The following is a 25,771-nucleotide window of genomic DNA, read 5'->3' on the forward strand; positions in this document are numbered from 1 at the left end:
GCTACAGGCTGCGCAGGACGCCGATCACCCGGTCCTGCTGGATGACGGTCATCGCGCTACCCGACGGCAGGCAAAGGCCGCGCTCGAAAAAGCCTGCGGCGACGCTGCCGCCGGCGCGCGGGGCGCCACGGAAGGCGGGCTGCAGGTGCATCGGCTTCCAGACCGGGCGACTCTCGATGCCGGCGGCAGCCAGCGCCTCGCGCGCCGCCTCGCGTCCCGGGGCGCCGAGGGCGGGGTCGAGCAGCACGGCGGTCAGCCAGCGCGTGCTGCGGCCCCAGGCCGGCTCGGGCATGAAGGCGATGCCGGGGAGGTCGCCGAGACAGGTCCTGTAGCGCTCGAAGATGGCGCGGCGGGCGGCGACGCGATCCGCCAACGCGCCGAGCTGGGTCAGGCCGAGCGCGGCGAGCACGGAGGAGAGGCCGTAGGAATAGCCGGTGGTTTCATGCTCGTAATGCGGCGCCGGGCGCTTCGCCTGGTTGGCGAGGCCGCGCGCCTCGGCGATGAGCGCCGCATCGGCCGAGGCCAGCGCCCCACCGCCGCCGGCCGTGACGATCTTGTTGCCGTTGAAGCTGAAGGCCGCCATCCGCGCGCCCTGGCCGGCCGGGCGGCCGCGGCAGGTGGCGCCGAGGGACTCCGCGCTGTCGCAGAGCACGGGCACGCCCCAACGGCCGCACAGGGCGCCGATGGCATCGAGATCGCAGCTCTGGCCGAAGAGGTCCACCGGGACGACGGCGCGAGGCAGGCGGCCGGCGCGGGCGGCCCGCGCCAGCTCGCGTTCCAGCAGGTCGGGGTCGAGGGTCCAGCTCTCGGACGAGACATCAAGGAAGCGGGGGCGGGCGCCCATCTGCACCGCGGGCGCGATGGTGGCGACATAGGTGAGGGTCGCGGTCCAGACCTCGTCGCCCCGCCCGAGGCCCAGGCAGCGGTAGCCAAGATGCAGCGCCGCCGTGCCCGAGGCCAGCGCCAGCACATGCGGCAGGCCGGTGGCCTCGGCGAGCGCCGCCTCGAAGGCGGCCGGCGCGGGCCCGGCAGGCGCCACCCAGCCGGATTGCAGGGTGGCGGCGAGAGCAGGCAATTCCCCGCCCGTCAGATGCGGGGGCGAGAGCAGGATTGGTGCAGCCGGCTCGGCGCGGGGCCTGAGGCGGTGAACCGGCGGGGAGAGCTGCACCGCCTCGGCGATCGGCATGGGCAGGACTTTCGTTGCGTTAACAAACTATATGCATAACGGAACGACATGGCGCAACCCCGGCGAATCGGGCAGCGGGCCGGCCCTGCATCGGTTTGCCGCTTCGTCACGGAAGCCCGAGGAACCCTGGCGACGCGCGCCCGTAGAGGGACCGAGGACGGCCCCTTGCCGCCCGGCGAGGTTCCCGCATGACCGACGACACTCCCCCCGTCTCCCGGGCCAGGATTGCTGGCCACCCGATCCATCCGATGCTCGTGCCCTTCCCCATCGTCTGCTTCACCGGGGCGCTGCTCACCGACGTCGCCTATGCCGGCACGGCGGAGATGATGTGGGCGAATTTCTCCGCCTGGCTGCTCGCAGTCGGCCTGGCGATGGGCGTGCTGGCGGCGCTGGCCGGGCTAGTGGACTTCGTCGGCAACCGGCAGGTGCGGGCGCAGAGGCCGGCCTGGCCGCACATGCTCGGCAATATGGTCGTGCTCGTGCTCGCGCTGTTCAACAACTTCGTCCATAGCCGCGATGCCTGGACCTCGGTCGTACCGGCCGGGCTGATCCTCTCGGCGGCGACCGTCACGCTGATGTTCGTCACGGGCTGGCTCGGCGCCTCGCTCGTCTACCGGCACCGCGTCGGGGTGGCGGCGTGATGCGCCGCGGTCCGCTGGCCCTCACTGGCCTGGCCGCGCTGGCGCTGGCCGGCGCCGCCACGGCCTTCGGCGAGGACGCGCCCGGCTTCGACCGGGAGGCGCAGATCGGGCCGAACCCGGTCCTGCCCGAGCCGCAGAACTACCTGCTGCCGCCGATGAACATCGCCCGCGCCGTCGGTTGGAGGCCGGGCGAGGCGCCCATCGTGCCGGAGGACATGCGCATCCAGGCCTTCGCCAGCGGCCTTGCCCATCCGCGCATGGTCTACACCCTGCCGAACGGCGACGTGCTTGTCGTGGAGTCCAAGGCGCCGGGCACCGAGCCGACGCTGCGGCCGAAGGACATCATCCAGAACTACATCAAGTCCTTCGCCAGCACGAGCCAGGGCGCGACGCCGGCGCAGAGCGGCGGCGCGCCCGGCAACCGCATCACCCTGCTGCGCGACGCCAATGGCGACGGCACCCCGGAGGTGCGGAGCATCTTCCTCGACCACCTGAACTCGCCCTTCGGCGTGGTGCTGGTCGGCACGGATCTCTACGTCGCCAATACCGACGCGCTGGTCCGCTACGCCTATACGCCGGGCGAGACGCGCATGACGGCGCCGGGGAGGGTGCTGACCGAGCTGCCGGGCGGGCCGATCAACCACCACTGGACGAAATCCCTCGCCGCCAGCCCGGACGGCGCTCGGCTCTATGTTGGCATCGGCTCGAACAGCAACATCACCGAGCACGGCATCGAAGCGGAACGCGGCCGCGCCGCGGTATGGGAGATCGACCGCGCGACCGGCGCGCATCGCCCCTTCGCCGAGGGCGTGCGCAACCCGACCGGCCTCGCCTTCGAGCCGCAATCCTCCAGGCTCTGGGCGATCGCCAACGAGCGCGACGAGATCGGGCCGCATCTGGTGCCGGACTACCTGACCTCCCTGCAGGATGGCGGCTTCTACGGCTGGCCCTACAGCTATTACGGCCAGCACCTCGATCCCCGCGTCCGGCCGCAGCGTCCGGACCTGGTGGCGCGGGCCATCCCGCCCGACTACGCACTCGGGTCGCATGTCGCGCCGCTCGGGCTGGTGTTCAGCGGGAGTGGCGGAGGCAGCCTGCCGGCGCGCTATGCCGGCGGCGCGATCATCGGCGAGCATGGCAGCTGGAACCGTCCGGATCTTTCCGGCTACAAGGTCGTGTTCGTGCCCTTCGAGAACGGGCGGCCGAGCGGCCGGGCGCAGGATGTCGTCACCGGCTTCCTGAACGACCGGGGCGAGTCGCGCGGCCGCCCGGTCGGCGTGACGCTCGACCGCAGCGGCGGGCTGCTGATTGCCGATGATGTGGGCGACACCGTCTGGCGGGTGACGGCGAGGACGGGGGGCTGAAGGCCCCCCGCCGAGGGTCAGGCGTTGCCGACGACCGGCCCCTCCGCCCGGCGGGACTGCCAGAGGGCAACGAAGTCGATCGGTGCCAGCATCACCGGCGGGAAGCCGCCCTCGCGCGTCACATCGGCCAGGATGTTGCGGGCGAAGGGAAAGAGCAGGCGCGGGCATTCGACCAGCAGCACCGGCTCCAGCTGCTCGGGCGGCACATTCACGGTGAAGATGCCGCAATAGACCAGCTCGGCGATGAAGCAGGCCTTCCCCTCGGCCTGGGCATCGGCGCGGATCTGCAGCGAGACCTCGAAGACATTGCCGCCTTCCTGCACCGGCCGGGCCTGGACATCGAGCTGGAGGTCGACGCGCGGCTGCTCGCGCAGGGTAGCGAAGATCTCCGGCGCGCCCGGCACCTCGAAGGAGAGATCCTTGGTATACTGGATGTTCAGCACCAACGGGCCTTGCGGGGCCAGGTTGGGGTCGCCGTTCGGCTGGCCTTGGGGCTGATCGGACATGGGGACGCCTTTCACGAAGAGGGGGCGGGGTAGCATGCCGCCCGCCGGGCTGTCAGGGCTTGACCGCGCTCGGATGCGGCTGGCGCCAGAGGATCGCCTCCGGCGCCGGGCCGGTCGGGTCGCAGCGGCGCCATTCGCCGTTCATCACCCGCTCGCCGGTCATCGCCAGGATGAAGCCCCAATGCGAGACCACCAGCGTCTCCCGCCAGTCCGGCAGCGCCGACATCTCGGCGCGGAACAGCGCGGCGCGGGCCTCGATGCCCTGGTCGGGCTCCTCCACCGCGGGCCACCAGACGTCGTCGACATGGGCGAAGTCGAGGCCGGGGAAGGCGATGGCCAGCTCGGTGCAGGGCGAGCCGATGTCGCAGGAGAAGGCATAGCGCTCCCGCACCACCGGGTTCACCAGGACCGGCAGGCCGCGCTGCCGGGCAATGGGGGCGGCGGTCTGCAGGGCGCGGGTGTATGGCGAGGCGATGATGCGGGTGATGCGCTCGCCGGCCAGCGCCAGCACCGCCGCTTCCGCCTGCTGCTGGCCGAGCTCGGTCAGTTTCGGGTCCGGGATGCCGGGGTCGCGCTTGGTCGCGGTGAAGTGGAGGTTGAACTCGCTCTGCCCATGGCGCAGCAGGATCACTGACGGCTTCCTCCGGCGTTTCCGCCTCGGCGTAGCTGGCGCGCGGCGGCGCGGCAAGCGGCCTTCATGGTTCATTGTTTATGGCCCCGTCATCCTCCCGGCCGTTGCGGGGGAGGGGTCTCTCGCCTAGATAGGTGAAAAGGAGTTCATGATGACGGGCGGCTTTCCGGTCGATCTGATCCTGTTCGCGATGATCGCGGCTTTTCTCGTGTTGCGGCTGCGGAGTGTGCTTGGCAAGCGCACCGGCTTCGAGCGACCGGTGCAGCCGGAAGCGCGTGCGGCCGGCTACGACCCGCGCGGCGGCACGATCGAGGGCGTGGCGGAGGAAGTGCCGGCCTCGGCCGCAGCGGCGCGCAGCCGGCGGGTGATCCCCGATCCGCGCACGCCTCCTGGCCAGGCGCTGGCGCGCATCGCCGAGCTGGACCGCGGCTTCGAGCCGAACCGTTTCCTCGACGGGGCGGAGTCGGCCTTCCGCATGATCGTCGCCGCATTCGCCGCCGGCGACCGGCAGACCCTGCGCTCGCTGCTTTCGGACGACACCTATGCCGGTTTCGAGCAGGCCATCACCGCGCGGGAGAATGCCGGCGAGGCGCAGCGGACCGAGTTGCGGGCAGTGCATGAGCTGGGGATCGAGGCGGCCGACCTGCGGGGCAGCGTCGCCGATGTGACCCTGCGCTTCGTCACTGACCAGATCAACCTGACCACCGGCCGCAACGGCGAGGTGGTGACGGGCAGCGACGCGGTGACGGAGCTGACCGATGTCTGGATCTTCCAGCGCGACCTGAGCCAGGCCGACCCGACCTGGAAGCTGGTCGCCACGCGCTCGGCCTGACGCGAGCCCTGCTCCTCCTCGGCCTCGCCCTGATGCTGGGCGGGGCAGGCTGGCCGGCGGATTGGCCGGGCGAGGCGCCGGAGGCGGCGCTTGCGCCCTTTCTCCGCTCCTGCGAGGCGTTGCATGATGGCCCACCAGACTTCGCCGCCCCCTGGGCCAAGGCCTGCGCCGCGGCGGAGGCGGTGCCGCCGGGAGGCGCGGCCGCCTTCTTCGAGCGTTGGTTCATGCCGCATGCTTTAGGGGAGGGGCTCGTCACCGGCTATTACGAGCCGGAATTGCGCGGGGCCGAGGTGCCGGGCGGCGGCTATGCCGTGCCGCTCTTCGCCCTCCCTCCCGAGGGGCCGCTGCGGCTGCTGGACCGGGGCGCCATCGAGGCGGGCGGGCTGGAAGGGCAGGGGCTCGAACTGGCCTGGGTCGATGACCCGGTCGATGCCTTCTTCCTGCAGATCCAGGGCTCCGGGCGGATCGGCCTGCCGGATGGGCGGGTGCTGCGGCTCGGCTATGCCGGGCGGAATGCGCATCCCTACCGACCGATCGGGCGCAGCCTGATCGAGCGCGGCGCCATCGCCCGCGAGGCGATGTCGATGCAGGCCATCCGCGCCTGGCTCGGCACCGCCCCGCCCGGGGAGGCGGCGGCGCTGCTCCGCGAGAACCCGGCCTATGTCTTCTTCCGTCCCATTGAGGGGCTCGATCCAGCAACCGGGCCGATCGGCACGCTCGGGGTGCCGCTGACGCCGGGCCGCTCGCTCGCCGTCGATGCCGGCATCGTGCCGCTCGGCGCGCCCCTGTTCCTGGAGACGCGGAACCCGCTGGACGGGCACCCGATCCGCCGCATCGTCCTGGCGCAGGATACCGGGGGTGCGATCCGCGGCATGGCGCGCGGCGACCTGTTCTGGGGCTGGGGGGCGGAGGCCGCCGCACGGGCCGGGCTGATGCGGGAGCCGGCCCGGCTGTTCCTGCTACTGCCCCGCTGACGGAGGGGTACAGTTTCGGCAACGGCGTCCTTCCGCCGGGGGCGGCGGACGCCTAGATTGCAGGCATGCTCCAGACCCGCCCCCGCGTCGCGCTCTTCGTCACCTGCCTGGTCGATCTCTACCGGCCGAATGTCGGCTTCTCCGCCATCGCCCTGCTGGAGGAAGCGGGCTGCCAAGTGGAGGTGCCGCGGGCGCAGACCTGCTGCGGCCAGCCGGCCTACAACAGCGGCGACCGGCAGACGGCGAAGGACCTGGCGCGGGCTGTCATCGACGAGTTCCTGCATTACGACCACGTCGTCGTGCCGAGTGGAAGCTGCGGCGGGATGGTCTCGCATCACTACCCGGCGCTGTTCGACGACGACCCGGAGTACCGCGGCAAGGCGGAGGCGCTGGGCGCAAAGACACATGAGCTGGTCTCCTTCCTCACCGATGTGCGGGGGATGCAGGGCGTCGCCGCGCGCTTTGAGGGCGTCGTCACCTATCACGACAGCTGCTCGGGGCTCCGGGAGCTCGGGGTGAAGGCGCAGCCGCGCAAGCTCCTCGGCTCGATGCCGGGCGTGGTCGTCAAGGAGATGGCCGATGCCGAGATCTGCTGCGGCTTCGGCGGCACCTTCTGCGTGAAGTACCCGGAAATCTCCACGCGGATGGTGACCGACAAGGCGAAGTCCATCGCCGCCACGGGGGCGGACACGCTGCTCGCCGGCGATCTCGGCTGCCTGCTCAACATGGCGGGTCGGCTGAAGCGGGAGGGCGTGCCGGTAAAGGTGCGCCATGTGGCGGAAGTCCTGGCCGGGCGGACGGAGGATGCCCCGGCGATCGGTGAGGTGTCATGAGCGCGGCGCTGAGGATCGACGTGGCGGACCCGTTGCAGGCGGAGGTGGCGGCGCAGGGCTTCGCGCGGCTGCCGGGGGCGGCGCTGGAGGCGTCGCTTGGCCTTTCGCCGACGGCACTGGCGGAATTCGCCGGCAGCTGGGAGCGGCTTGAGACTGACCGCTTCATGGCCGATGGCGGCCGCTACCGGCGGCGGCGGCATGCCAATTTCACCGCGCGCGCCGGCGTGGCGGGGCATGTGCGGGGGCCGCACCGCCCGCATTTCCAGGCGGTCGTCCACAACAGCCTGAATGGCGGCGTGGAGCGCTGGTTCGCCCCGGTGGAGGATGCGATTGGCGAGGGGCCGGTGTTGCATGCGCTGCTCGATCTCGGCCGGTCGGTCGCCGATGCGAGGGCGCCGGGCGCCCATTGGTTCGTCGAGATGCATCAGTTCCGCATCGAGGCGGCGGCAGGCGCCCCGGGCTTTCCGACGCCCGAGGGCGTCCATCATGACGGCGTCGGTTACGTGCTGATCGGCATGATGGCGCGGACCAATCTCGCGGGCGGCGAAACGCTCGTCACCGACGATGCCGGAGCGGAGCTGGCGCGCTTCACCCTGCTCGACCGGCTGGACACCGCCTTCATCGACGACCGGCGCGTGATGCATGGGGTGACGCCGGTGCGGCCGGTGGACCCGGCGCTGCCCTCCTGCCGGGATGTGCTGGTCATCACATGGAAGCGCGCGGAGGGCTGAGCTCCCTCAGCGGTTGGCGGCCTTGTTGGTGCCGACATTCTCGTGCCACTCGATCGGCAGCCCGTCCCAGCTGGCGAGCTGCTTGCCCGGCCATTTGCGGCGGACATAGACGCGAAAGCCATCCGCCGTGGCCTCGACATAGCCTGACTTACCGTCATTGAGGCGGAGGTGCTGGGCCAGCTCCTCCGCGCGGTCCTGCATGTAGCTGTCGGCCATGGCGCTGATCCTCCCTGTCCGTGCCACCTTGCCCCATCCGGCGGCCGAAGGGGCTACAAAGCCAGGTGTCCGATACCCCGAGGGCGGGCCATGATGGCGGCCTTCAGCCAAGGGGACCGCTTCCATGCAGCATCTTCCCTCCGAACTCTGGCGCTGGGACGCCGTGGACCTGGCGCGCGCCATCCGGCTCCGCGCGGTCTCGGCACGGGAGGCGGTGCGGGCGGTGCTCGACCGTTGCGCGGCGGTGAACCCTGCGATCAATGCCGTCGTCCTCGTGCTGGAGGAGGAGGCGCTGGCGGCGGCCGCGGCGGCTGATGCCGCCATCGCCCGGGGCGAGGCGGTGGGGCCGCTGCATGGCGTGCCGGTCACCACCAAGATCAATGCCGACCAGAAGGGGCTGCCGACCAGCAATGGCTGCTTGCCCTGGCGTGACCTGATCGCGCCGGAGGACAGCGCGGTCATCGCCAATCTCCGCGCGGCGGGGGCGATCATCGTCGGGCGGACCAATACGCCGGCGCTGTCCATGCGGTGGTTCACCGAGAATGCGCTGCACGGGCGGACGCTCAACCCGTGGAACAGGGATCACACGCCCGGCGGCTCCTCCGGCGGGGCGTCTGCCGCCTGCGCGGCGGGCATCGGGCCGATCGCCCATGGCAACGACCTCGGCGGCAGCGTGCGCTACCCAGCCTATGCCTGCGGGATCGCCGGCATCCGGCCGAGCTTCGGGCGCATCCCCGCCTTCAACCCGACCATGACGTCGGAGCGGCCGCTCTCGGGCCAGCTCATGTCCACCCAGGGGCCGCTGGCCCGGCGCGTCGCCGACCTGCGGGTGGCGCTCGCTGTGATGGCGCGGGGGGATGCGCGGGACCCGTGGTGGATGCCGGCCCCGCTGGAGGGGCCGCCGGCGCCACGGCCGATCCGCGTCGCGCTCTCGGTCGATCCGGCGGGAACGGGAGTGCACCCGGAGGTTGCCGCAGCGGTACGCCGAGCGGCCGGGTTCCTCGCTGCCGCCGGCTATGCGGTGGAGGAGCGCGACCCGCCCGATTTCGCAGGCGCCGCGCGGGACTGGGACGCCTTCGCCCATGGCGAGGCGCGGCTCTTCATGGGTGAGGCCTTTGCGCGGAATGCCGACCAGGGCGCGCAGGACACCTACCGCTACATGCTGGCACATTGCGCGCCGACCGACCTCGAAGGGTATATGCGCCTCGCCGCCCGGCGGACGACGCGGCAGCGGGACTGGGCGCGCTTCATGGCGGAGGTGCCGCTGGTGCTCTGCCCGGTCTCCGGCGAGCCGCCCTTCCCGCAGGGGCTGGACGTGGCGGGCCAGCAGGGCTTCGATTCGGTCTACCGGGCGCAGCAGCCGCTACTGGCGACGCCGCTGCTCGGCCTGCCGAGCGTCTCTGTCCCGACCGGGCTGACGGCGGATGGGCTGCCGATGGGCGTGCAGATCATCGCGCCGCGCTGGCGGGAGGATCTGGCGTTGGACGCGGCGGAAGTGGTCGAGGCAGCCTGCCCCATGCCAACGCCAGTAATGGGCTAACCCTTGGCGCGGTCCTGGGGAAGCTTCCCCCGGCGAAGGTGCGGAGGCCGAACCCCCGGCTACCGGAACACCGGCGGTGCGTCATCCTCAGGCAGATCGGGCAGCGGCACCTCGATCCGCACCGTGCTCGGGTCGACGCCGGTGCCCTTGTCCAGCCAGTAGGTCACGCTCTGGGGCCAGAAGATGACGATGGCGACAAGCACCAGCTGCAGCCCGACCCAGGGAATGGCGCCCCAGTAGATGTCGCTGCTGCGGACCTCCTTCGGCGCGATGCCGCGCAGGTAGAAGAGCGCGAAGCCGAAGGGCGGATGCATGAAGCTGGTCTGCATGTTCACGCAGATCAGCACGCCGAACCAGACGAGATCGATGCCGAGCTTGGCCGCGACCGGGGCCAGCAGCGGGACGACGATGAAGGCGATCTCGAAGAAGTCGAGGAAGAAGGCCAGGAAGAAGATGAAGATGTTGACCGCGATGAGGAAGCCGGTCGCTCCGCCGGGCAGCTTCATCAGCATGTGCTCGATCCAGAGCGAGCCATCGACGCCCTGGAAGACCAGGCTGAACACCGTCGCGCCGATCAGGATGAAGATCACCATGGCGGTGATCCGCATGGTGTTCTCCATCGCCTGGCGCAGCAGCGGCCAGGTGAAGCGACCATTGACCCAGGCGAGGCCGATGGCACCGACCGCGCCCATCGCACCCGCCTCGGTCGGCGTTGCGAGGCCGAGGAAGATGGTGCCGAGGACGAGGAAGATCAGCACGATGGAGGGCACCATGCCCTTCGCCACGCGCCAGATCAGCGGCCAGCCGCGTTGCGTCAGCGCCTCGTCCGGCAGCGCCGGCACCTTGTGGGGGGCGAAGATGCTGACGCCCACGATGAAGAGGATGAAGAGCAGGATCTGGAGGATTGATGGCCCGATGGCGCCGGCATACATGTCGCCGACCGACTTGCCGAGCTGGTCGCCGAGGACGATCAGCACGAGCGAGGGCGGGATGACCTGGGTGATGGTGCCGGAGGCCGCGATCACGCCCGTGGCGATCCGCATGTCGTAGCCGTAGCGCATCATGATGGGCAGCGAGATCATGCCCATGGCGATGACCGAGGCGGCGACCGTGCCGGTGATGGCGCCGAGCACCGCGCCGACCAGGATGACGGCATAGGCGAGGCCGCCCGGGATCTTGCCGAAGAGCTGGCCGGTACCTTCCAGCAGGTCCTCGGCAAGGCCGCATCGTTCGAGGATGGCGCCCATCAGGGTGAAGAAGGGGATCGAGAGCAGCAGGTCGTTCTGCACGATCCCGAAGACCCGCAGCGGCAGGTTGCCGAGATAGGCCGGGGTGAAGAAGCCGAGCTCGATCGAGAGGAAGCCGAAGAACAGCCCGGTCGCGGCCAGGCTGAAGGCGACGGGGAAGCCGATCAGCAGGAAGACGACCAGCCCGCCGAACATCAGCGGGGCCATCACGTCCATGTCGAGGGTCATGGGATCTGTCGGTCCTGGTTCACTGCTCGGGGCGGTGGTACTCGACCACCACCTCGGCTGCCGGGCGGATGCCGCGCAACAGGGCGATGCGCTTGATGAGTTCCGAGAAGCCCTGCAAGGTCAGCAGCACGAAGCCGACGGGCAGCAGCAGCTTCACCGGCCAGCGGAGCAGGCCGCCGGCATTGGGGCTGCCCTCGTCGCGCACCCAGCTGTCCAGGAAGAAGGGCCAGGTCATCCAGGCCAGCAGCATGACCGCCGGCAGCATGAAGAAGATGAAGCCGAAGACGTCGATCCAGAGCCGCGTCCGCTCCGAGACATTGCCGTAGAGCAGGTCGACGCGGACATGCTCGTTGCGGAACAGGGTGTAGGAGGCGCCGAGCAGCACGATGGCGCCGAAGAGGTACCACTGCACCTCCAGCCAGGCATTGGAGCTGTAGGAGACGCCGTAGCGCACGAAGGCATTGCCGGCGCTGATGAGGCAGGCAAGCAGCACCGCCCAGTCGGCCAGCTTGCCGACGGCGGTGTTCAGCTTGTCGACGCCCCGGCTGAAGGCGATCAGTGGACCCATGGATACCGGACTCCGCGAGCGCCGTCAGCGGCGCTGCTGCTGTTCCTGCGCCTGCATGAAGTAGCCGAAATTGTCAAAGGTGCTCTCGGCGACGCGGAACCACTGGTACTGCGAGTCGCGGAAGGCGCGCCAGTGCTCGTAGACCTTCTTGAAATTCGCGTTCCTGGCCGCGGTTTCGTCATAAAGCTCGAAGGCGGCCTTGTAGCAGGCCTGCATCACCTCGCGCGGGAAGGCGCGGAGCTGGGTGCCGGCGCCGATCAACCGGCGCAGCGCCTGCGGGTTCTGCACGTCGTACTTGGCCATGGTCTCGATGGTGCTGTCGCGGCAGGCGCTCTCCAGCGCTTCCTTGTAGAGCTGCGGCAGCTCCTCGTACTTCGCCTTCGCGATGTAGAAGGAGAGGTTGAGCGAACCCTCCCACCAGCCCGGATAGTAGTAGTAGGGCGCGACGCGGTTGAAGCCGAGCTTCTCGTCGTCATAGGGGCCGATCCACTCGGCGGCGTCGATCGTGCCCTTCTCGAGCGCCGGATAGATGTCGCCGCCGGCGATCTGCTGCGGCACCACGCCGAGCTTCTGCAGCACGTTGCCGGCGAAGCCGCCGACCCGGAACTTCAGGCCCGAGAGATCCTGGACGGTCTTGATCTCCTTGCGGAACCAGCCGCCCATCTGGGCGCCGGTATTGCCCGCCGGGATGGAGACGATGTTGTAGCCCTCGAAGAACTCCTTGAGGACCTCGCGCCCGCCGCCGGCCTGCAGCCAGGCATTGATCTGACGCATGTTGAGGCCGAAGGGCACGGCGCCGTCGAAGGCGAAGGTCGGGTCCTTGCCGACGAAGTAGTAGCTGGCGGTATGCGCCGCTTCCACCGTGCCGTTCTGCACCGCATCGGCGACGGCAAGGCCGGGGACCAGCTCGCCGGCGGCGAAGACGCGGATCTGGAACTTGTTGTCGGTCAGCGCCGCGACGCGCTTCGCCACATGCTCGCCGGCGCCGTAGATGGTATCGAGCGATTTGGGGAAGGAGGAGGCGCAGCGCCAGCGAACTTCCGGCATGGCCTGGGCGATGGCGGGCGTGGCCAAGGCCAGCGTGCCGGCGGCGGCACCGGCGAACAACCCTCGACGATCCATGATCTTTCCTGTTCCCCGGGACGAGTCCTGATGTCGCGCCCAAGGCGCTCGGGCGCGTCTCTATCCTGTCGTTGCACGAAAGTTAAGGCACGATTTGCGGCCCGCCGCTCCGGCCGGCGGAATGGCCCCTTCGCGCCGGTCGCGAGGCCGGGTTAGACTGCCGCCCGTGCAAGCCTCGCCCTGCCCCCTGTGCTGACGGCGCTCGCCCTCGGCCTAGCCCTGCTCGGCCTGCTGGCCGTGGTTGCCCTGGTGCCGGCCGGCCGCCGGGCGGGGCTGGTGGTGCTGGCGGGCAGCGCCCTCCTCTCGGCCGGCTTCGCGCTGCTGGCGGCCGGGGCGCTGGCCTTCGGCCTGCCGGAGGGCGTGCTGGTGCTGCCCTTCGGCCCGGCTTGGGGCGCCATGAGCCTGGCGCTCGACGGGCTTTCGGCCTGGTTCCTGCTGCTGCTGGGGTTGGTGGGCCTCTCGGCATCGCTCTTCGCGCTCGGCGGTCCGGGGCGGGGGCTGGTGGCCTGGCCGCTGTTCCTCGGCGGGATGGGGCTCGCCCTGCTGGCGGCGGATGGCTTCACGCTGCTGCTCGGCTTCGAACTGATGTCGCTCGCCTCCTGGGCGCTGGTGGCGCTCGACCACCGGGAGGCCGGCAACCGCGAGGCGGCGCGGCTCTATCTCGTCTTCGCGGCATTGGCGGGGACCTGCCTGGTGCCGGCCTTCGGCCTGCTCGGCGCGCTCGACTTCGCCGCGATCCGCGCGGCGCCGCCGGAGGGCTGGCGGGCAGTCGCCGTGCTGGCGCTCGGGCTGATTGGTGCGGGGGCCAAGGCGGGGCTGGTGCCGCTGCATCTTTGGCTGCCGCTCGCCCATCCGGCGGCGCCGTCGCCGGCCTCGGCGCTGATGTCGGGGGTGATGACCAAGGTGGCGCTCTATGTGCTGGCGCGGCTGCTGCTCGACCTTTGCGGGCCGGTGCAGCCGGGCTGGTGGGGCGTGCCGCTCCTGGCGGCGGGTGCCGCCTCGGCCCTGCTCGGCGCGCTCAGGGCCAATCTCGAGGAGGATGCCAAGGTGGCGTTGGCCTGCTCGACCATCGAGAATGTCGGGCTGGTGACCATGGCGCTCGGCCTCGCCCTGCTGTTCCGCGGGGCCGATCTCGGGCCGATGGCGGCGCTGGCGGCCGGGGCGGCGCTGCTGCATGCCATGGCGCATGGGCTGTTCAAGGCCTTGCTCTTCCTCGTCGCCGGCGCCGTGCAGCATGCGGCGGGCAGCCGGCGGCTGGACCGGCTGGGTGGGTTGATCCACGCCATGCCGCGGACGGCGTTGGCGGCGCTGGTGGGCATCGGCGCCGCGGCCGCGCTGCCGCCGCTCTCCGGCTTCGCCAGCGAATGGCTGCTGCTGCAGGCGCTGCTCGGCGGCTGGCGTCTGGGCGAGATCGGCCTGCAGGTGGTGGCCGCCGCGGCGCTGGCGCTGGCCGCCATGGCGGTGGCGCTGGCGGCGGCGGCGATGCTGCGGCTCTTCGGCCTCGCCTTCCTCGGCCGGCCGCGCAGCCCGCGCGGGGCAGGGGCGCGGGAGGCCAACCGCTTCGAGCTGGCGGGGATGGCGGTGCCGGCCGTGCTCACCCTGCTGATCGGGCTGTTCCCCGGGCTGGCGCTGGCGCTCGCCGCACCCGGCATCCGGGTTCTGGTGGGCCCGGCGGCGATGCCGCCCGTGGTCGGGCTGGCGATCGGCGCAGGGGAGGGGCATTCGGCCTATGCGCCGCTGGTCGTGCTGCTGCTGCTCGGCCTCGTGCTGGTCACGCTCTGGCTGGTGGTGCGCCGGCGTTCGCCCGCCCTTGCCGAGCGCGGGCCGGCCTGGAATGGCGGCTTCATCGACCCGCCGCCGGAATTCGTCTTCGGCGATCCGCTGAGCCAGCCCTCGGCCGCCGGCATGGCGCAGCCGCTGCGGCGGATGCTGGGCGGCAGCCTGCTCGCGGGGCGCGAGGCGGTGACGATGCCGCCGCCCGGCGATACGCGCCCGGCCCGGCTGGAGGCCGGCTTCGAGGACCGCGCTGCCCTCGCCCTGCCGACGCCGGCCGCGCGGCTGCGCGACGCCATTGCCGATCAGGTGGAGCGGCTGCGCGGCCTCACCCTCCGCGGCTCGCTCTCGCTCGGCTTCGCCACGCTGGTTGGGCTGCTGGCGCTGCTGGCCTGGCTGGAGGCGCGCTGAATGGTCGTGCTGGGCGCGGTCCTCACCCAGATGCTGCATGTCGCGCTGATGCTGGCGGCGGCCCCGCTGGCGGTTGGCCTGATCCGCTGGCTGAAGGCGCGGATGACGGGGCGGCGCGGTGCATCGCCGCTGCAGCCCTTCCGCGACCTCGCCAAGCTTTGCGCCAAGCGCCCGCTGCTGGCGGAGAACGCCTCCGTCGTCAGTGAGGTGGCCCCTTACCTGGCGCTGGCCGCCACGGTGGTCGCCGCATCGCTGGTGCCGGGCTTCGCGCGGGGGATGGCCTTCGCCCCAGCCGCCGATCTCGTGCTGGTGGCCGGGCTGCTGGCGATGGCGCGGATGGCGCTCGCCCTCAACGGCATGGATGCGGGCACGGCCTTCGGCGGCATGGGCGCGGCGCGGGAGATGAGCTTCGCCGTCTTCGCCGAGCCGGCGCTGCTGGTCTCGGCGCTGAGCTTCGCCATCCTCGCCGGCAGCACCAATCTCGACCAGATCGGTGCGGTCCTCCGTGACGGGGCGCTCGGCCTCCGGGTCTCGCTTGGCTTTGCCGCGGTGGCGATGGGGGCGGTGGCGCTGGCGGAGAATGCGCGCGTCCCGGTCGACAACCCGGCGACCCATCTCGAACTCACCATGGTGCATGAGGCGATGCTGCTGGAGGCGTCCGGGCGCCACTTGGCACTCTGGGAGTACCAGGCGGCGCTGAAGCTGACCCTCTGGCTTGCGCTGATCGCAGCGGTCTTCCTCCCCTTCGGCGCGGCGCCGGCGGGCAGCGGGCCGCTTGCCTGGTTGGTCGGGCTGGTGGCCTGGGGTGCGAAGATGGGTGGACTCTGCCTGGCCCTCGCCGTCTTCGAAGGGGCGATCGCCAAGATGCGGGTCTTCCGCGTGCCGGAATTCCTCGGCGCGGCACTGTTGCTGGCACTGCTGGCGGCGGCGCTGCTCTTCGTCTCGACAGGGTTTGCCTGATGGGCTTCGGCCAACTGCCGTACGACGTCGCGCATCTGCTGGGGGGCGGGATGCTGCTGCTCTCCTTCATGCTGCTCTACCAGCGGCGGGTCGGGGCGGTGGTGAGCGTGCTCGCCGCGCAGGGCGGGTTGCTGGCGCTGGCGGCCGCCTGGCAGGGCTTCGTCCAGGGCGCGCCGCAGCTCTACCTGACGGCGCTGATCGCGGCGGTGGCGAAGGCGGTGTGCATCCCGCTTGCACTGCGCTGGACGATCCGCCGGCTCGCCCTCGCACGCGGGGTGGATACGGCGCTCGGCATCGGGCCGAGCCTCATGGCCGGGGTGGCGCTGGTGGCGCTCGCCATCATGGTGGCGCTGCCGGTCACCTCCGCCGCGCAGGCCCTGGCGCGGGAGGATCTGGCGATGGCCCTCTCCATCGTGCTGCTCGGGATGCTGATGATGATCACCCGGCGCAATGCCATCCTTCAGGTCGTCGGGCTGATGAGTCTCGAGAACGGGCTGGTGCTGGCGGCCGTCGGCGTCGCCGGCATGCCGCTGGTGGTGGAGCTTTCGACCGCGGCGCTGGTGATGCTGCTGCTGGTGGTGGCCGGGATCTTCGTCTTCCAGATGCGGGAGCGGCTGGACAGCCTCGACATCGCCTTGCTGCACCCGCATCGCGGGGAGCACGAGTGATGCCGTTCGCCTGGCTCCTCGTCCTGCTGCCCTGGGTGGGGGCGGTGCTGCTCGGCCTGCTGCCGCGTGAGCGGATGGCGGCGCTCGCCAATTGCGGCGTCTCGGGCGTCACCTTCCTCCTCGCCCTGGTGCTGCTCGCGCAGCCGCAGGAGGTCACCGGCTGGACGCGGCTCGATGCGCTGAACCTGCCGCTGCTGCTGCTCGCCTCCTTCATCGGCCTGACGACGGCGATCTACTCGCTCGGCGCCATCGCCGATGAGGGGCTCGACCCGCGTCGGCTGCGCGCCTTCCATGTCGCCTTCCAGATCTTCATGGGGGCGCAGGCGCTGGCGCTGCTGGCCGACGATCTCGGCGTGATGTGGGTGGCGATCGAGATTGCCACGCTTGCCAGCGTGTTGATGGTCGGCCTGCACGGCACGCCGGCGGCGATCGAGGCGGCGTGGAAATTCTTCATCCTCTGCGGTGTCGGCATCGCGCTCGCCCTGCTCGGTACCATCATCCTCTACCTCGCGGCGCAGCCGGTGCTGGGCGAGGGGGAGGGGCTATCCTGGGCGGCGCTGCGGGCGGTCGCGGCGCGCTGCGACCCGGGCGTGCTGAACCTCGCCTTCGTCTTCCTGCTGGTCGGCTACGGCACCAAGGCGGGCCTGGTCCCGTTGCATGCCTGGTTGCCGGATGCCGAGGCGGAGGGATCCATCGCCATCTCCGCCGTGCTCTCCGGACTGCTGCTGAATGCCGCGCTGCTGGCGGTGCTGCGGGCGAAGGCGATCGTCGGCGTGCATCCCGAGGCGGTGCCGCCGGGCGCGCTGCTGCTCGGCTTCGGCCTCGCCTCCGTCCTCGTCGCCGCCTTCGCGCTCTGGCGGCGACGCGATGCGCGGCGCTTCTTCGCCTGGAGCAGCATCCTGCATATGGGCCTCGCCACCACCGGCTTCGGCTTCGGCGGCGCGGCGGGCAACCTCGCCGGGCTGTTGCACATGATCGGGCATTCGCTGACGAAATCGGCGGTCTTCTTCGGCATCGGCGCGGCGGTGCGGCTGCGCGGCTCTCAGCGGATCGCCGATCTCGGCGGGCTCTGCCTCGCTGCGCCGGGGCTCGGCTGGGCATTGGCCATCGGCATCGCCGCGGTGGCGGGGCTGCCGCCCTTCGCCCTCTTCGCCAGTGAATACCTGCTGGTGTCGGAGGCGGCGGCGGGTCACCCCTGGGCGATCCTGCCGCTCGGCCTCGGCCTGCTGGTGGCGGTGGCGGCGAAGGTGCAGACGCTGCAGGCGCTCTGCTTCGGCGATTTGCCGCCGGACCGTGCGGCCGGGAAGGTGGATTGGACGAGCCTTGGCCCGGTCTGGGCGCATCTGCTGCTGGCGCTGCTGCTCGGCATGGCGCTGCCGGGACCGCTGCGGAGGATGCTCGCTGAGGCGGCGGGGGTGGCGGGATGAGCGAGGTGCTGCTGCGGCTGGTCCGCCACGGGCAGGAACAAGGCTGCCGGCCGCATCAGCGCCACCTGCTCGACCGCGGGCAATGGGCGGCGCTCATCGCTGCCATCGGCGAGGACGAGGGCGTGGCGCTGCTGGGTCTCTGGGCCGATCCGGCGCAGGTGCATGCGGCGCTGATGGCGGGGGAGGCGATCCTCATCGCCTCCTGCGCGGTGCCGGAGGGGCGCTATGCGGCGCTCTCGCCGGCACGGCCGGGCGCGGTGCGCTTCGAGCGGATGATCCGCGACCTCTGGGGCCATGTCGCCGAGGGCGGGCTCGACCAGCGGCCCTGGCTCGACCATGGGCGCTGGCCACTGACCGGCCCGCTGGCGGCCCGGCCGGCGCCGCATGCGATGCCGCCGCCGCAGCCCGTCTTCCTCCCCGTCGAGGGCGAGGGCATCCACCAGATCCCGGTCGGGCCGGTGCATGCCGGGGTGATCGAGCCGGGGCATTTTCGCTTTCATGTCCAGGGCGAGGCGGTGGTGCGGCTGGAGGCGCGGCTCGGCTACCTGCACAAGGGGCATATCGGGCTGATGCTCGGCAAGTCGGCACAGGTCGCGGCGCGCTTCGCCGCCCGGCTCTCGGGCGATTCGACGGTGGCGCATGGCTGGGCCTTCGCCCAGGCGGTGGAGGCGGCGCTTGGCCTCGAACCCCCGCCGCGCGCGCTGGCCTTGCGGGCGCTGATGGCGGAGCTGGAGCGGTTGCATAACCATCTGAACGATTGGGGAGCGATCTGCAACGATGCCGGCTTCGCCTGGCTGCATGCCCGGGCCGGGGCGCTGCGCGAGGCGGTGCTGCGCGCCGCCGCCATCGCCTTCGGCCACCGGCTGATGATGGACCGCGTGATGCCGGGCGGCGTCACCGACGACCTGATGCCGGCAGGCGCAGCCGCCATCGGCGCCGCGCTCGACGCCGTGGCGGCGGAGCTGCCGCGGCTCGGGGCCGTCTGTGACAGCCACGCAAGCCTCGCCGACCGCATGGTCGGCACGGGGGTGATCGCGCCGTCGCTGGTCCACGCCTTCGCCGCCGGCGGGGTGACGGGCCGCGCCTCCGGCCGGGGCTTCGACGCACGGCACCGGCCGGGCTATCCGCCCTATGTGCCGACCGAGCCCGCGGTGCTGGAGGCGGGCGATGTCGATGCGCGGGCCCGGCTCCGCATGACGGAGATGGAGGGGTCGGTCCGCCTCGCGCGTGGGCTGATCGAGGCGCTGCCGCCCGGTGAGCTCACCCTGCCGCTGCCGCAGCGGGGCGGCGAGGGGCTTGGCCTGGTCGAGGGCTTCCGCGGCGAGTGCCTCCATTGGGTGGCGCTGGACGAGGGCGGGCTGGTGCGGGCCGTCTTCCCGCGCGATCCATCCTGGCTGCTCTGGCCGCTGCTGGAGGCGGCGATCGAGGGGAACATCCTGGCCGACTTCCCGCTCATCAACAAAAGCATCAACGCCTCCTACAGCGGGGTCGACCTGTGAGGGAGGGCTGGCGTCGCCTGCTCTGGCCGCGGCTGGCGCGCGCGCTGGTCTCGCCACCGCTGACCGACGCGCCGCCGGTGCCGCCGGAGGAGCTGGTGCAGGCCCTGATGGCGCGGCTGGAGGCGGCGGCGCAGGCGCGGCTCGGGCGCAGCCTTGCCATCCGTCAGGTGGATGCCGGCTCCTGCAACGGCTGCGAACTCGAGATCAGCGCCATGCAGAACGTGGTCTATGACTTGGAGCGCTTCGGCCTCCGCTTCGTCGCCAGCCCGCGCCATGCCGATGTGCTGCTGGTCACCGGCCCGCTGACCCGCAACATGCGCGAGGCGCTGCTGCGCACGGCGGAGTGCACGCCCGAGCCGAAATGGGTGGTGGCGGCCGGGGATTGCGCCGTGGATGGCGGCATCTTCAAGGGCAGCTATGCGGTGGAGGGCGGCATCGAGGCGGCGCTGCCGGTCGACCTGCTCATTCCCGGCTGCCCGCCGACGCCGGCACAGTTGCTGGAGGGAATGCTCGCGCTACTGGAAGCCCAGGGCGGTGGGTAAAAGAACGGGCCGGCCGGAGGTCCGGCCGGCCCGGTGGCTGCCTTTCACGGGCGGCCAGTCTGGCAACGGCTTGCCGGGAAATAGCCGTTGCCGGATGTCGTCCGTCCGTTCATCTGCGCCGAAGCGGCAGGCCATCGGGACGACGGGCGACAGCATCGCCGATCCGGCCTCTACGGGAGGTGGGGCGAGGCTTAAACCCCGGCAATGCGCCCATCGTCATGATGAATGACGCCGATGGCTGCCCGTGATGGGCATCCTGCCCGGAAAGCGCCTATCTCCTTCGCATCCCGGCCGGCCCGAACGGGTCGGCGCCTCCCGCAAGGAGCGACACCGATGATCGATATCCGTCCCTTCGGCACCCTCGGCGGTGCCAACCACGGCTGGTTGAAGGCGCGCCACCACTTCTCCTTCGCCGGCTACCACGATGCGGCGCGGATGAACTGGGGCAAGCTGCGGGTCTGGAACGACGACGAGATCGCCGCCGGCACCGGCTTCGACCCGCACCCGCACCGCGATATGGAAATTGTCACCTATGTGCGCGAGGGGGCCATCACCCACCGCGACAACATGGGCAACGAAGGCCGCACCGAGGCGGGCGACGTGCAGATCATGTCGGCCGGCACCGGCGTGGTGCACAGCGAGTACAACCTGGAGCCGGAGACGACGAAGATCTTCCAGATCTGGATCATCCCCGACCGCCGTGGCGTGAAGCCGAATTGGGGTGCGAAGCAGTTCCCCAAGGAGCGGCGTGAGGCCGGCTTCGAGGTGCTGGCCAGCGGCCGGCCGCAGGATGCCGGCAGCGGCGCCCTGCCGCTCAACGTCGACGGTGCGGTGCTGGCGGCGACGCTGAAGGCCGGGCAGACGCTGCGCCAGGGGCTGGAGCCAGGCCGCGCCGCCTATCTCGTCCCGGCCAAGGGCGCCGTCACGGTGAACGGCAAGGCGCTCGATGCCCGCGACGGCGCCGGCATCGTCGACGAGGCGGTGATGGAGATCACCGCATCGGAGGATGCGGAGCTGGTGCTGGTGGAGGTGGCGGCGGAGTAAGCCCGAGCAACTGCTCGCGCAGCATCCCGACCGGGTCCCGCCCCGGCCCGCGCGCCACCAGCGCGCGGTGCCCGCCCGGCAGCACCAGCAAGGGCACTCCGGGCAGCTGGGCCGCTGCGAGGGGCACCAGTCCATCGCCCGGCCCGGTGCCCTGGCCGCGCATCCAGCGGTCGAGCAGGCGATACGCCCCCTCCTCGATCCGCCACGGCGCACCCTTTAATGTAGTCGCAACGACGGCGATCGGCACACACCGCGCAAGGTCGGCGATGGCGGCGGCATGCTCCGCCATCCAGGCCTCGCGCACCGGCGTCGTGAGGTCGCGCAGGCCCCGGCCGCTGCCGAGCCGCAGCGCCCGCAAGGCGCGATGCGCCGCGCGGTGCAGCGGACGGATGCCGCAGAGCGCATCGGCGACGGGCGAGCCGAGGAAGGGCGATTGCAGCGCGACCAGGCCGCGGCACCGCGCCGCGGTCCCGGGGCGGAGCAGCGCCGCCAGCGCCTCCAGCCCGCCCTTGCTATGGCCGATCAGCACCACCGGCCGCGGGTCGGCCGCAATACGCTCGGCGATGCGCGCGGCATTGGCGAGGACGGGCGCCGCGGTCGGCAGCGCCACGACCTCGACGGCCAGGCCGAGGCCGCGCAACCAGTCCGCCTGGCTGCGCATGTAATCGAGCCGGAGGCCCGCCACGACCTCGCCGAAGAGGCCATAGCAGAGGAGGATGCGATGCCCCGCCACGCGCTCGGCGAGGCGCGCATCCTCCGGCACCATCTCAGTCGATCTTGATGACGAGCTTGCCGAAATTGCTCCCCTTCAGCAGGCCGATGAAGGCGGTCGGGGCATTGCGCAGCCCCTCCACTACATCCTCGCGCCAAGCCATCTGGCCGGCGGCCATGTGGCCCAGCATCTCCTGGCGGAATTGCGGGTAGCGCGGCCAGCCCGTGTCGCTGACGATGAAGCCCTGGATGCGCAGCCGCTTGCGGACCGTCGCCATCAGGTTCGGCCCCGGCCGCACCTCGGTGTCGTTGTACTCGGCGATCATGCCGCACATCACCATGCGGCCATGGTCGTTCATGCGTGGGAAAACCGCGCGCTGCACCGCGCCGCCGACATTCTCCCAATAGACGTCGATCCCTTGCGGGCAATGTCGGTCGAGCTGCGCGTTGAGATCGCCGCGATGGTCGATGCAGGCGTCGAAGCCCAGCACCTCGGTGACGAACTCGCACTTCTTCGTCCCGCCGGCGATGCCGACCACCTTGCAGCCGCGGATCTTGGCGATCTGCCCGACCACCTGGCCGACCGCGCCGGAGGCGGCGGAGACGACGACAGTCTCGCCCGCCTTGGGCTGGCCGATATCCTCGAGCCCGACCCAGGCGGTGAGGCCCGGCATGCCGAGCACGCCGAGGCTGGCCGAGAGCGGCGCCTCCTTCGGATCGATCTTGAACAGCCGCCCCGGCTGCACGACGGAGAAGCGCTGCCAGCCGAAGCCGCCGAGCACGGTGTCACCCGGGGCGAAGCCCGCCGCGTCGGAGGCGACGACCTCGCCCGCCGTCTGCCCCTCCATCACCGCGCCGAGCTCGACCGGGGCGGAGTAGCTCTTCGCGTCCGACATGCGGCCGCGCATATAAGGATCGAGCGAAAGGTACTGGGCGCGGACCAGCACCTCACCGGGGCCGGGCTGCGGCACCGGCGTCTCGACGATCTCGAAATCCTCCGGCACCGGCTCGCCCTTGGGGCGGCGGCGGAGCAGGACCTGCAGGTTCATCTCGGCCATGGATCGGCTCCCTCATGTCTTGGCCGTCAGTGTTGCCCCCGGCCCGGTTGCAAGGGAAGGGGCTGGGGCCAGATCAGCGGCATGACCGAACGCGTCGCCGATTATCCCCGCCCGCCACGGCTCGAGCCAAGCCAGCGGCGGATCCGCATCCGGCTTGGCGGCGAGACCATCGCCGAGACTCGGGCAGCCTGGCGGGTGCTGGAGACCTTCCATCCGCCCAGCTGGTACCTGCCGCCCGGGGCCTTCGCCCCCGGCATACTGCGCCCGGCGGCCGGGCAGAGCTTCTGTGAGTGGAAAGGTGTGGCCCGCTATTGGACGCTCGCCGCCGGCGGGGCGGTGGCGGAGGCGGCGGGGTGGAGCTATCCCTCCCCGACACCGGCCTTCGCCCCCATCCGCGACCACATCGCCGTCTATGCCGGGCGGATGGAAGCCTGCTTCGTCGATGACGAGCAGGTCACGCCGCAGCCGGGCGGATTCTACGGCGGCTGGATAACAGGAGAGGTCGTCGGACCCTTCAAAGGTGAGCCGGGAACGACAGGATGGTAAGCTCGGGTCGCGTAACATGACACATTGCAACCCTTAGGCGCCGTCGTTAGGCTCCGGCCCGTTGGCTGGAACCACGATCCTGTGGGCCTCCATGATCGGGACCTGACACATGCGTAACACGATCCTATCCCTGGCCGCGCTGACGGCCCTCGCGGCCTGCGGCGGCCAGAGCGGTCCGGCCCCGACCACGGCCACCAGCGGCCCCGGCTCGCCTCCGCTGCAGCAGGAGATCTACCGGCAGCCGCACAGCACCAATGCCGGCGCCGGCACTGCGACCATCTCGGGTGGCGACACCCAGGGCCGCCCGCAGGTCACCCGCGACGGCACCACCGCCGGCCCGGGCGTCGGCGGCGTGCCTGAGGATTACCGGCCAATGCGGAACCGTTCCAACAAGGGCGGCTGAGCCTGGTTCCGGCGGAGGGGGGCTACTCCTCCTCCGCCTCCCGCAGCCAGTCCTCGGTGGTACGGACCACGGGACGCGACGGGCCGGCATAAGGATCGACGCCGCCCAGCGTCGCCTCCACCGCCCGGCAATCCTCGCACAGCTCGAGCAGGGCAAGGCGGGACGGATCCGCGAACATCCAGTGCCCGCTGGCGGCCAGGCGGGACTTCACCCGCGCGATGCTGCTCGCCGTGCCGAAAGGCTTGGCGCAGCGGGTGCAATGGAACGGCTCCTCCTCCTTCACCACCTGCGGCTGCGCCGCGGCTTCGGCGAAGTTCAGCCGAGGCGCGAGGCTGATCACCCGCTCCGGGCAGGTCGCGGCACAGAGGCCGCATTGCACGCAGGCCTCTTCCAGGAAGCGCAGCTGCGGCCGCTCCGGATTCGCGCTGAAGGCGCCGGTCGGGCAGACCATGGTGCAGGCGAGGCAGAGGCTGCATCCCTCGGCCGCGACCAGGGCGGCGCCGAAGGGCGCGGCTTCCGGCATCGGCACCACCTCCGGCGCCTCGGCGGGCCGCAACGCGCGCAGCGCCTGGCGCAGCACCTCGCGCGGCGCGCCGAGCGGCAGGAAGCCCGCCGGAGTCCAGCCGGTGTGCAGCGCCAGCGCCGGCGCCAGCTGCTCGCCGAGGCTGAAGGGGTCGTCGGTCTCGATCGCCGCCGCGCGCGGCGGGGTGGCGGCGAGGCCGAGACCGGCGAGCGCCGCCGCCACGTAATCGAGGTTGCGGAACATCCCCTCCGTCCCATGCCCGCGCCGCCCGGGCAGCAGCACTCGTACGCCGGCTGCGCCCCAGGCGAAGCCGGCGGCGAGGGTCGCCAGGTCGAGCGCGCTCGTCTCGTTGAGGCGGAAGGGCAGCACGCGGGCGGGCAGGCCCTCGCCATGCCGGGCGAGGGCGTCGATCAGCGCCTCGCCATGGCTGCGGTCATGTAGCAGGAGGACCGGGTCGCGCCCGCCCGCCTCGGCATGGCCGAGCAACAGGGCGCGTAGCCGGGCGAGGGTCGTCGCCGGCGGCGGCAGCGCATAGGTCACGGCGCCGGTCGGGCAAACGGCGGCGCAGGACCCGCAACCGGCGCAGATCTCGGCGCTGATCGCCACGCTGTCCTTCGCCGGCGTGATGGCCCCGGTCGGGCAGAGGTCGAGGCAACGGGTGCAGCCGGTGCGGCGGTTGCGGGAATGGGCGCAGAGCCCCGCCTCGAACTGCACGAAGCGCGGCTTGTCGAAGTCGCCCACCAGCTCCCGCGCCGCGGCGATGGCACGTTCCACCGCCGCCGCATCCGCCGGCTCGGCGCGCAGATAGCCCTGCCGCGTCTCATGGAAGAGGGCCGGGGCGCCGGTGAGGTCGAGGATGACGTCGCAGCGGCTGACCGCCCCGTCGCGCGCGCGGCCCCAGGCATAGGCGGCACGGGAGGAGGGCGAGGGCGCGGCATGGCCGTCGATGATGACCTCGAAGGCGCCCAGCCAGCCCGTTGCCGCCCGCGCCCGGCCGCGGAGGACGGGGAATTCGGTGCGCTGCGCCGGGGCGACGGGCTCCGCGCCCGTCAGTAGCACGGTGAGGTCGAGCCGGTCCGCCAGCCGACGCGCCGCCTCGATCGCCGTCGCGTCCCGGCCGAGCACCAGCGTGACGCCCTCGCTGCGGAGCGGCACCAGCGGCGTCTCCGGCAGCGGAATGCCGGCGGCGGCGATCAGCCCGGCCATCTTCGGCCCGGACGCCGTCCCCTCGCCGGACCAGCCGGCCTGCTCACGAAGATTGACGAAGGCGAGGGGCTGGGTGGCGCCCGCCTCCTCCGCCAGCTCGGCGAAGAGCGGAGCTTCCTGGGTGCAGCCGACCGTCACCGGCCGCCCCGTCGCCAGCGCGGCGAGGAAGCGGTCGCGCTGCGCCAGGCAGAGCTGCTCCGCGGTGCGGAGCTCGGCGCCGCAGCCGCGGGCGAGGCCACGCTCGTCGAGGCGCATGCTGTCCTCGCAACTGCAGACGAGGGCGATGCGGTCCGGCATTCGGTCAGGCTTCCTTTGCTTCCCCTGCTGGTCCTGCCGGGGCCGGGCGCATATATGCCGCGCGCTGCCTGCTTGCGAGGGAGA

General features: G+C 71.6%; 26 protein-coding genes. 16 read left to right on the forward strand and 10 right to left on the reverse strand.

The window, feature by feature from the left end; translation table 11 throughout:
• Position 1 precedes the first annotated feature (1 nt).
• On the reverse strand, positions 2 to 1,186 hold the full coding sequence (locus tag JMJ56_RS03120; RefSeq protein WP_202830127.1) for a DegT/DnrJ/EryC1/StrS family aminotransferase: 1,185 nt from the start codon (positions 1,184 to 1,186) through the stop codon (positions 2 to 4).
• A 188-nt stretch (positions 1,187 to 1,374) separates the two neighbouring features.
• On the opposite strand from JMJ56_RS03120, the gene JMJ56_RS03125 reads away from it, so the two are divergent.
• Together JMJ56_RS03125 and JMJ56_RS03130 are read left to right on the forward strand one after the other, a co-directional pair.
• Positions 1,375 to 1,827, forward strand: coding sequence for a DUF2231 domain-containing protein (locus tag JMJ56_RS03125; protein ID WP_202830128.1), 453 nt, complete (start codon positions 1,375 to 1,377; stop codon positions 1,825 to 1,827).
• On the forward strand, positions 1,827 to 3,191 hold the full coding sequence (locus JMJ56_RS03130; RefSeq protein WP_202830129.1) for a PQQ-dependent sugar dehydrogenase: 1,365 nt from the start codon (positions 1,827 to 1,829) through the stop codon (positions 3,189 to 3,191). The genes JMJ56_RS03125 and JMJ56_RS03130 overlap by 1 nt, the downstream gene beginning before the upstream one ends.
• A 17-nt stretch (positions 3,192 to 3,208) precedes the next feature.
• On the opposite strand, the gene secB is transcribed toward JMJ56_RS03130, so the two are convergent.
• On the reverse strand, positions 3,209 to 3,697 hold the full coding sequence (secB, locus tag JMJ56_RS03135) for a protein-export chaperone SecB (protein WP_052214631.1): 489 nt from the start codon (positions 3,695 to 3,697) through the stop codon (positions 3,209 to 3,211).
• A gap of 52 nt (positions 3,698 to 3,749) precedes the next feature.
• Positions 3,750 to 4,328, reverse strand: coding sequence for a histidine phosphatase family protein (locus JMJ56_RS03140; protein ID WP_202830130.1), 579 nt, complete (start codon positions 4,326 to 4,328; stop codon positions 3,750 to 3,752).
• Positions 4,329 to 4,479: 151 nt separating this feature from the next.
• Between JMJ56_RS03140 and JMJ56_RS03145 the strand changes: the two genes are divergently transcribed.
• From JMJ56_RS03145 to JMJ56_RS03160, 4 genes are all read left to right on the forward strand, one after another.
• A complete protein-coding gene (locus JMJ56_RS03145; RefSeq protein ID WP_202830131.1) occupies positions 4,480 to 5,160 on the forward strand; it encodes a Tim44/TimA family putative adaptor protein in 681 nt (226 codons plus the stop codon).
• Between the two features lie 32 nt (positions 5,161 to 5,192).
• Positions 5,193 to 6,134, forward strand: coding sequence for a murein transglycosylase A (gene mltA, locus JMJ56_RS03150; protein ID WP_202830132.1), 942 nt, complete (start codon positions 5,193 to 5,195; stop codon positions 6,132 to 6,134).
• A 65-nt stretch (positions 6,135 to 6,199) separates the two neighbouring features.
• The gene (locus JMJ56_RS03155) at positions 6,200 to 6,967 is read left to right on the forward strand and encodes a (Fe-S)-binding protein (RefSeq protein WP_202830133.1); all 768 of its coding nucleotides are present in this window, start codon (positions 6,200 to 6,202) and stop codon (positions 6,965 to 6,967) included.
• Entirely contained in the window at positions 6,964 to 7,698 is a 735-nt protein-coding gene (locus JMJ56_RS03160) for a 2OG-Fe dioxygenase family protein (RefSeq protein WP_202830134.1), read from the forward strand. The genes JMJ56_RS03155 and JMJ56_RS03160 overlap by 4 nt, the downstream gene beginning before the upstream one ends.
• A gap of 6 nt (positions 7,699 to 7,704) precedes the next feature.
• Here JMJ56_RS03160 and JMJ56_RS03165 read toward each other — a convergent pair whose 3' ends face one another.
• Positions 7,705 to 7,914, reverse strand: a complete 210-nt coding sequence (locus tag JMJ56_RS03165; protein ID WP_090664183.1) for a hypothetical protein — start codon at positions 7,912 to 7,914, stop codon at positions 7,705 to 7,707.
• A 124-nt stretch (positions 7,915 to 8,038) separates the two neighbouring features.
• Between JMJ56_RS03165 and JMJ56_RS03170 the strand changes: the two genes are divergently transcribed.
• Entirely contained in the window at positions 8,039 to 9,454 is a 1,416-nt protein-coding gene (locus tag JMJ56_RS03170) for an amidase family protein (protein ID WP_202830135.1), read from the forward strand.
• Between the two features lie 59 nt (positions 9,455 to 9,513).
• Here the strand turns inward: JMJ56_RS03170 and JMJ56_RS03175 are convergent, their stop codons facing one another.
• Genes JMJ56_RS03175 through JMJ56_RS03185 form a run of 3 tightly spaced genes read right to left on the reverse strand, consistent with a single transcriptional unit; the run spans position 9,514 to position 12,619 of the window.
• The gene (locus tag JMJ56_RS03175) at positions 9,514 to 10,929 is read right to left on the reverse strand and encodes a TRAP transporter large permease (protein WP_202830136.1); all 1,416 of its coding nucleotides are present in this window, start codon (positions 10,927 to 10,929) and stop codon (positions 9,514 to 9,516) included.
• A gap of 19 nt (positions 10,930 to 10,948) precedes the next feature.
• On the reverse strand, positions 10,949 to 11,497 hold the full coding sequence (locus JMJ56_RS03180; protein WP_202830137.1) for a TRAP transporter small permease subunit: 549 nt from the start codon (positions 11,495 to 11,497) through the stop codon (positions 10,949 to 10,951).
• Positions 11,498 to 11,521: 24 nt separating this feature from the next.
• A complete protein-coding gene (locus tag JMJ56_RS03185; protein ID WP_202830138.1) occupies positions 11,522 to 12,619 on the reverse strand; it encodes a TRAP transporter substrate-binding protein in 1,098 nt (365 codons plus the stop codon).
• Between the two features lie 189 nt (positions 12,620 to 12,808).
• Here JMJ56_RS03185 and JMJ56_RS03190 point away from each other — a divergent pair, with 189 nt between their 5' ends.
• From JMJ56_RS03190 to JMJ56_RS03220, 7 genes are all read left to right on the forward strand, one after another.
• A complete protein-coding gene (locus JMJ56_RS03190; protein WP_202830139.1) occupies positions 12,809 to 14,803 on the forward strand; it encodes a proton-conducting transporter transmembrane domain-containing protein in 1,995 nt (664 codons plus the stop codon).
• A complete protein-coding gene (locus tag JMJ56_RS03195; RefSeq protein ID WP_202830140.1) occupies positions 14,804 to 15,763 on the forward strand; it encodes a respiratory chain complex I subunit 1 family protein in 960 nt (319 codons plus the stop codon).
• Positions 15,763 to 16,431: a hydrogenase-4 component E gene (locus tag JMJ56_RS03200; RefSeq protein ID WP_202830141.1), complete on the forward strand. Its 669-nt coding sequence runs from the start codon at positions 15,763 to 15,765 to the stop codon at positions 16,429 to 16,431. The genes JMJ56_RS03195 and JMJ56_RS03200 overlap by 1 nt, the downstream gene beginning before the upstream one ends.
• Positions 16,431 to 17,858, forward strand: a complete 1,428-nt coding sequence (locus JMJ56_RS03205; protein WP_202830142.1) for a proton-conducting transporter transmembrane domain-containing protein — start codon at positions 16,431 to 16,433, stop codon at positions 17,856 to 17,858. Before JMJ56_RS03200 ends, JMJ56_RS03205 begins: the two co-directional genes overlap by 1 nt.
• Positions 17,855 to 19,357 (forward strand): hydrogenase large subunit, encoded by a 1,503-nt coding sequence (locus JMJ56_RS03210; RefSeq protein WP_202830143.1) that lies wholly within the window; start codon positions 17,855 to 17,857, stop codon positions 19,355 to 19,357. Before JMJ56_RS03205 ends, JMJ56_RS03210 begins: the two co-directional genes overlap by 4 nt.
• Positions 19,354 to 19,899, forward strand: coding sequence for an NADH-quinone oxidoreductase subunit B family protein (locus JMJ56_RS03215; protein ID WP_407927875.1), 546 nt, complete (start codon positions 19,354 to 19,356; stop codon positions 19,897 to 19,899). The genes JMJ56_RS03210 and JMJ56_RS03215 overlap by 4 nt, the downstream gene beginning before the upstream one ends.
• Before the next feature lie 333 nt (positions 19,900 to 20,232).
• Complete coding sequence (locus tag JMJ56_RS03220; protein ID WP_202830144.1) at positions 20,233 to 20,943, forward strand: pirin family protein; 711 nt, start codon at positions 20,233 to 20,235, stop codon at positions 20,941 to 20,943.
• On the opposite strand, the gene JMJ56_RS03225 is transcribed toward JMJ56_RS03220, so the two are convergent.
• Positions 20,891 to 21,709, reverse strand: coding sequence for a lipase family protein (locus tag JMJ56_RS03225; protein ID WP_202830145.1), 819 nt, complete (start codon positions 21,707 to 21,709; stop codon positions 20,891 to 20,893). The two genes, JMJ56_RS03220 and JMJ56_RS03225, sit on opposite strands and share 53 nt — an antisense overlap.
• Before the next feature lies 1 nt (position 21,710).
• Positions 21,711 to 22,712 carry an NADP-dependent oxidoreductase gene (locus tag JMJ56_RS03230; protein WP_202830146.1) on the reverse strand — a complete coding sequence of 334 codons (1,002 nt, stop codon included), beginning with the start codon at positions 22,710 to 22,712 and terminating at the stop codon, positions 21,711 to 21,713.
• Positions 22,713 to 22,793: 81 nt separating this feature from the next.
• Between JMJ56_RS03230 and JMJ56_RS03235 the strand changes: the two genes are divergently transcribed.
• Together JMJ56_RS03235 and JMJ56_RS03240 are read left to right on the forward strand one after the other, a co-directional pair.
• Entirely contained in the window at positions 22,794 to 23,258 is a 465-nt protein-coding gene (locus JMJ56_RS03235) for a DUF427 domain-containing protein (protein ID WP_202830147.1), read from the forward strand.
• A gap of 109 nt (positions 23,259 to 23,367) precedes the next feature.
• The gene (locus tag JMJ56_RS03240) at positions 23,368 to 23,661 is read left to right on the forward strand and encodes a hypothetical protein (protein ID WP_202830148.1); all 294 of its coding nucleotides are present in this window, start codon (positions 23,368 to 23,370) and stop codon (positions 23,659 to 23,661) included.
• Positions 23,662 to 23,683: 22 nt separating this feature from the next.
• Here JMJ56_RS03240 and JMJ56_RS03245 read toward each other — a convergent pair whose 3' ends face one another.
• The gene (locus JMJ56_RS03245; RefSeq protein WP_202830149.1) at positions 23,684 to 25,687 is read right to left on the reverse strand and encodes a 4Fe-4S dicluster domain-containing protein; all 2,004 of its coding nucleotides are present in this window, start codon (positions 25,685 to 25,687) and stop codon (positions 23,684 to 23,686) included.
• Between the last annotated feature and the right edge of the window lie 84 nt (positions 25,688 to 25,771).

The organism is Belnapia arida (genome assembly GCF_016773205.1).
Classification (GTDB): Bacteria; Pseudomonadota; Alphaproteobacteria; order Acetobacterales; family Acetobacteraceae; genus Belnapia; species Belnapia arida.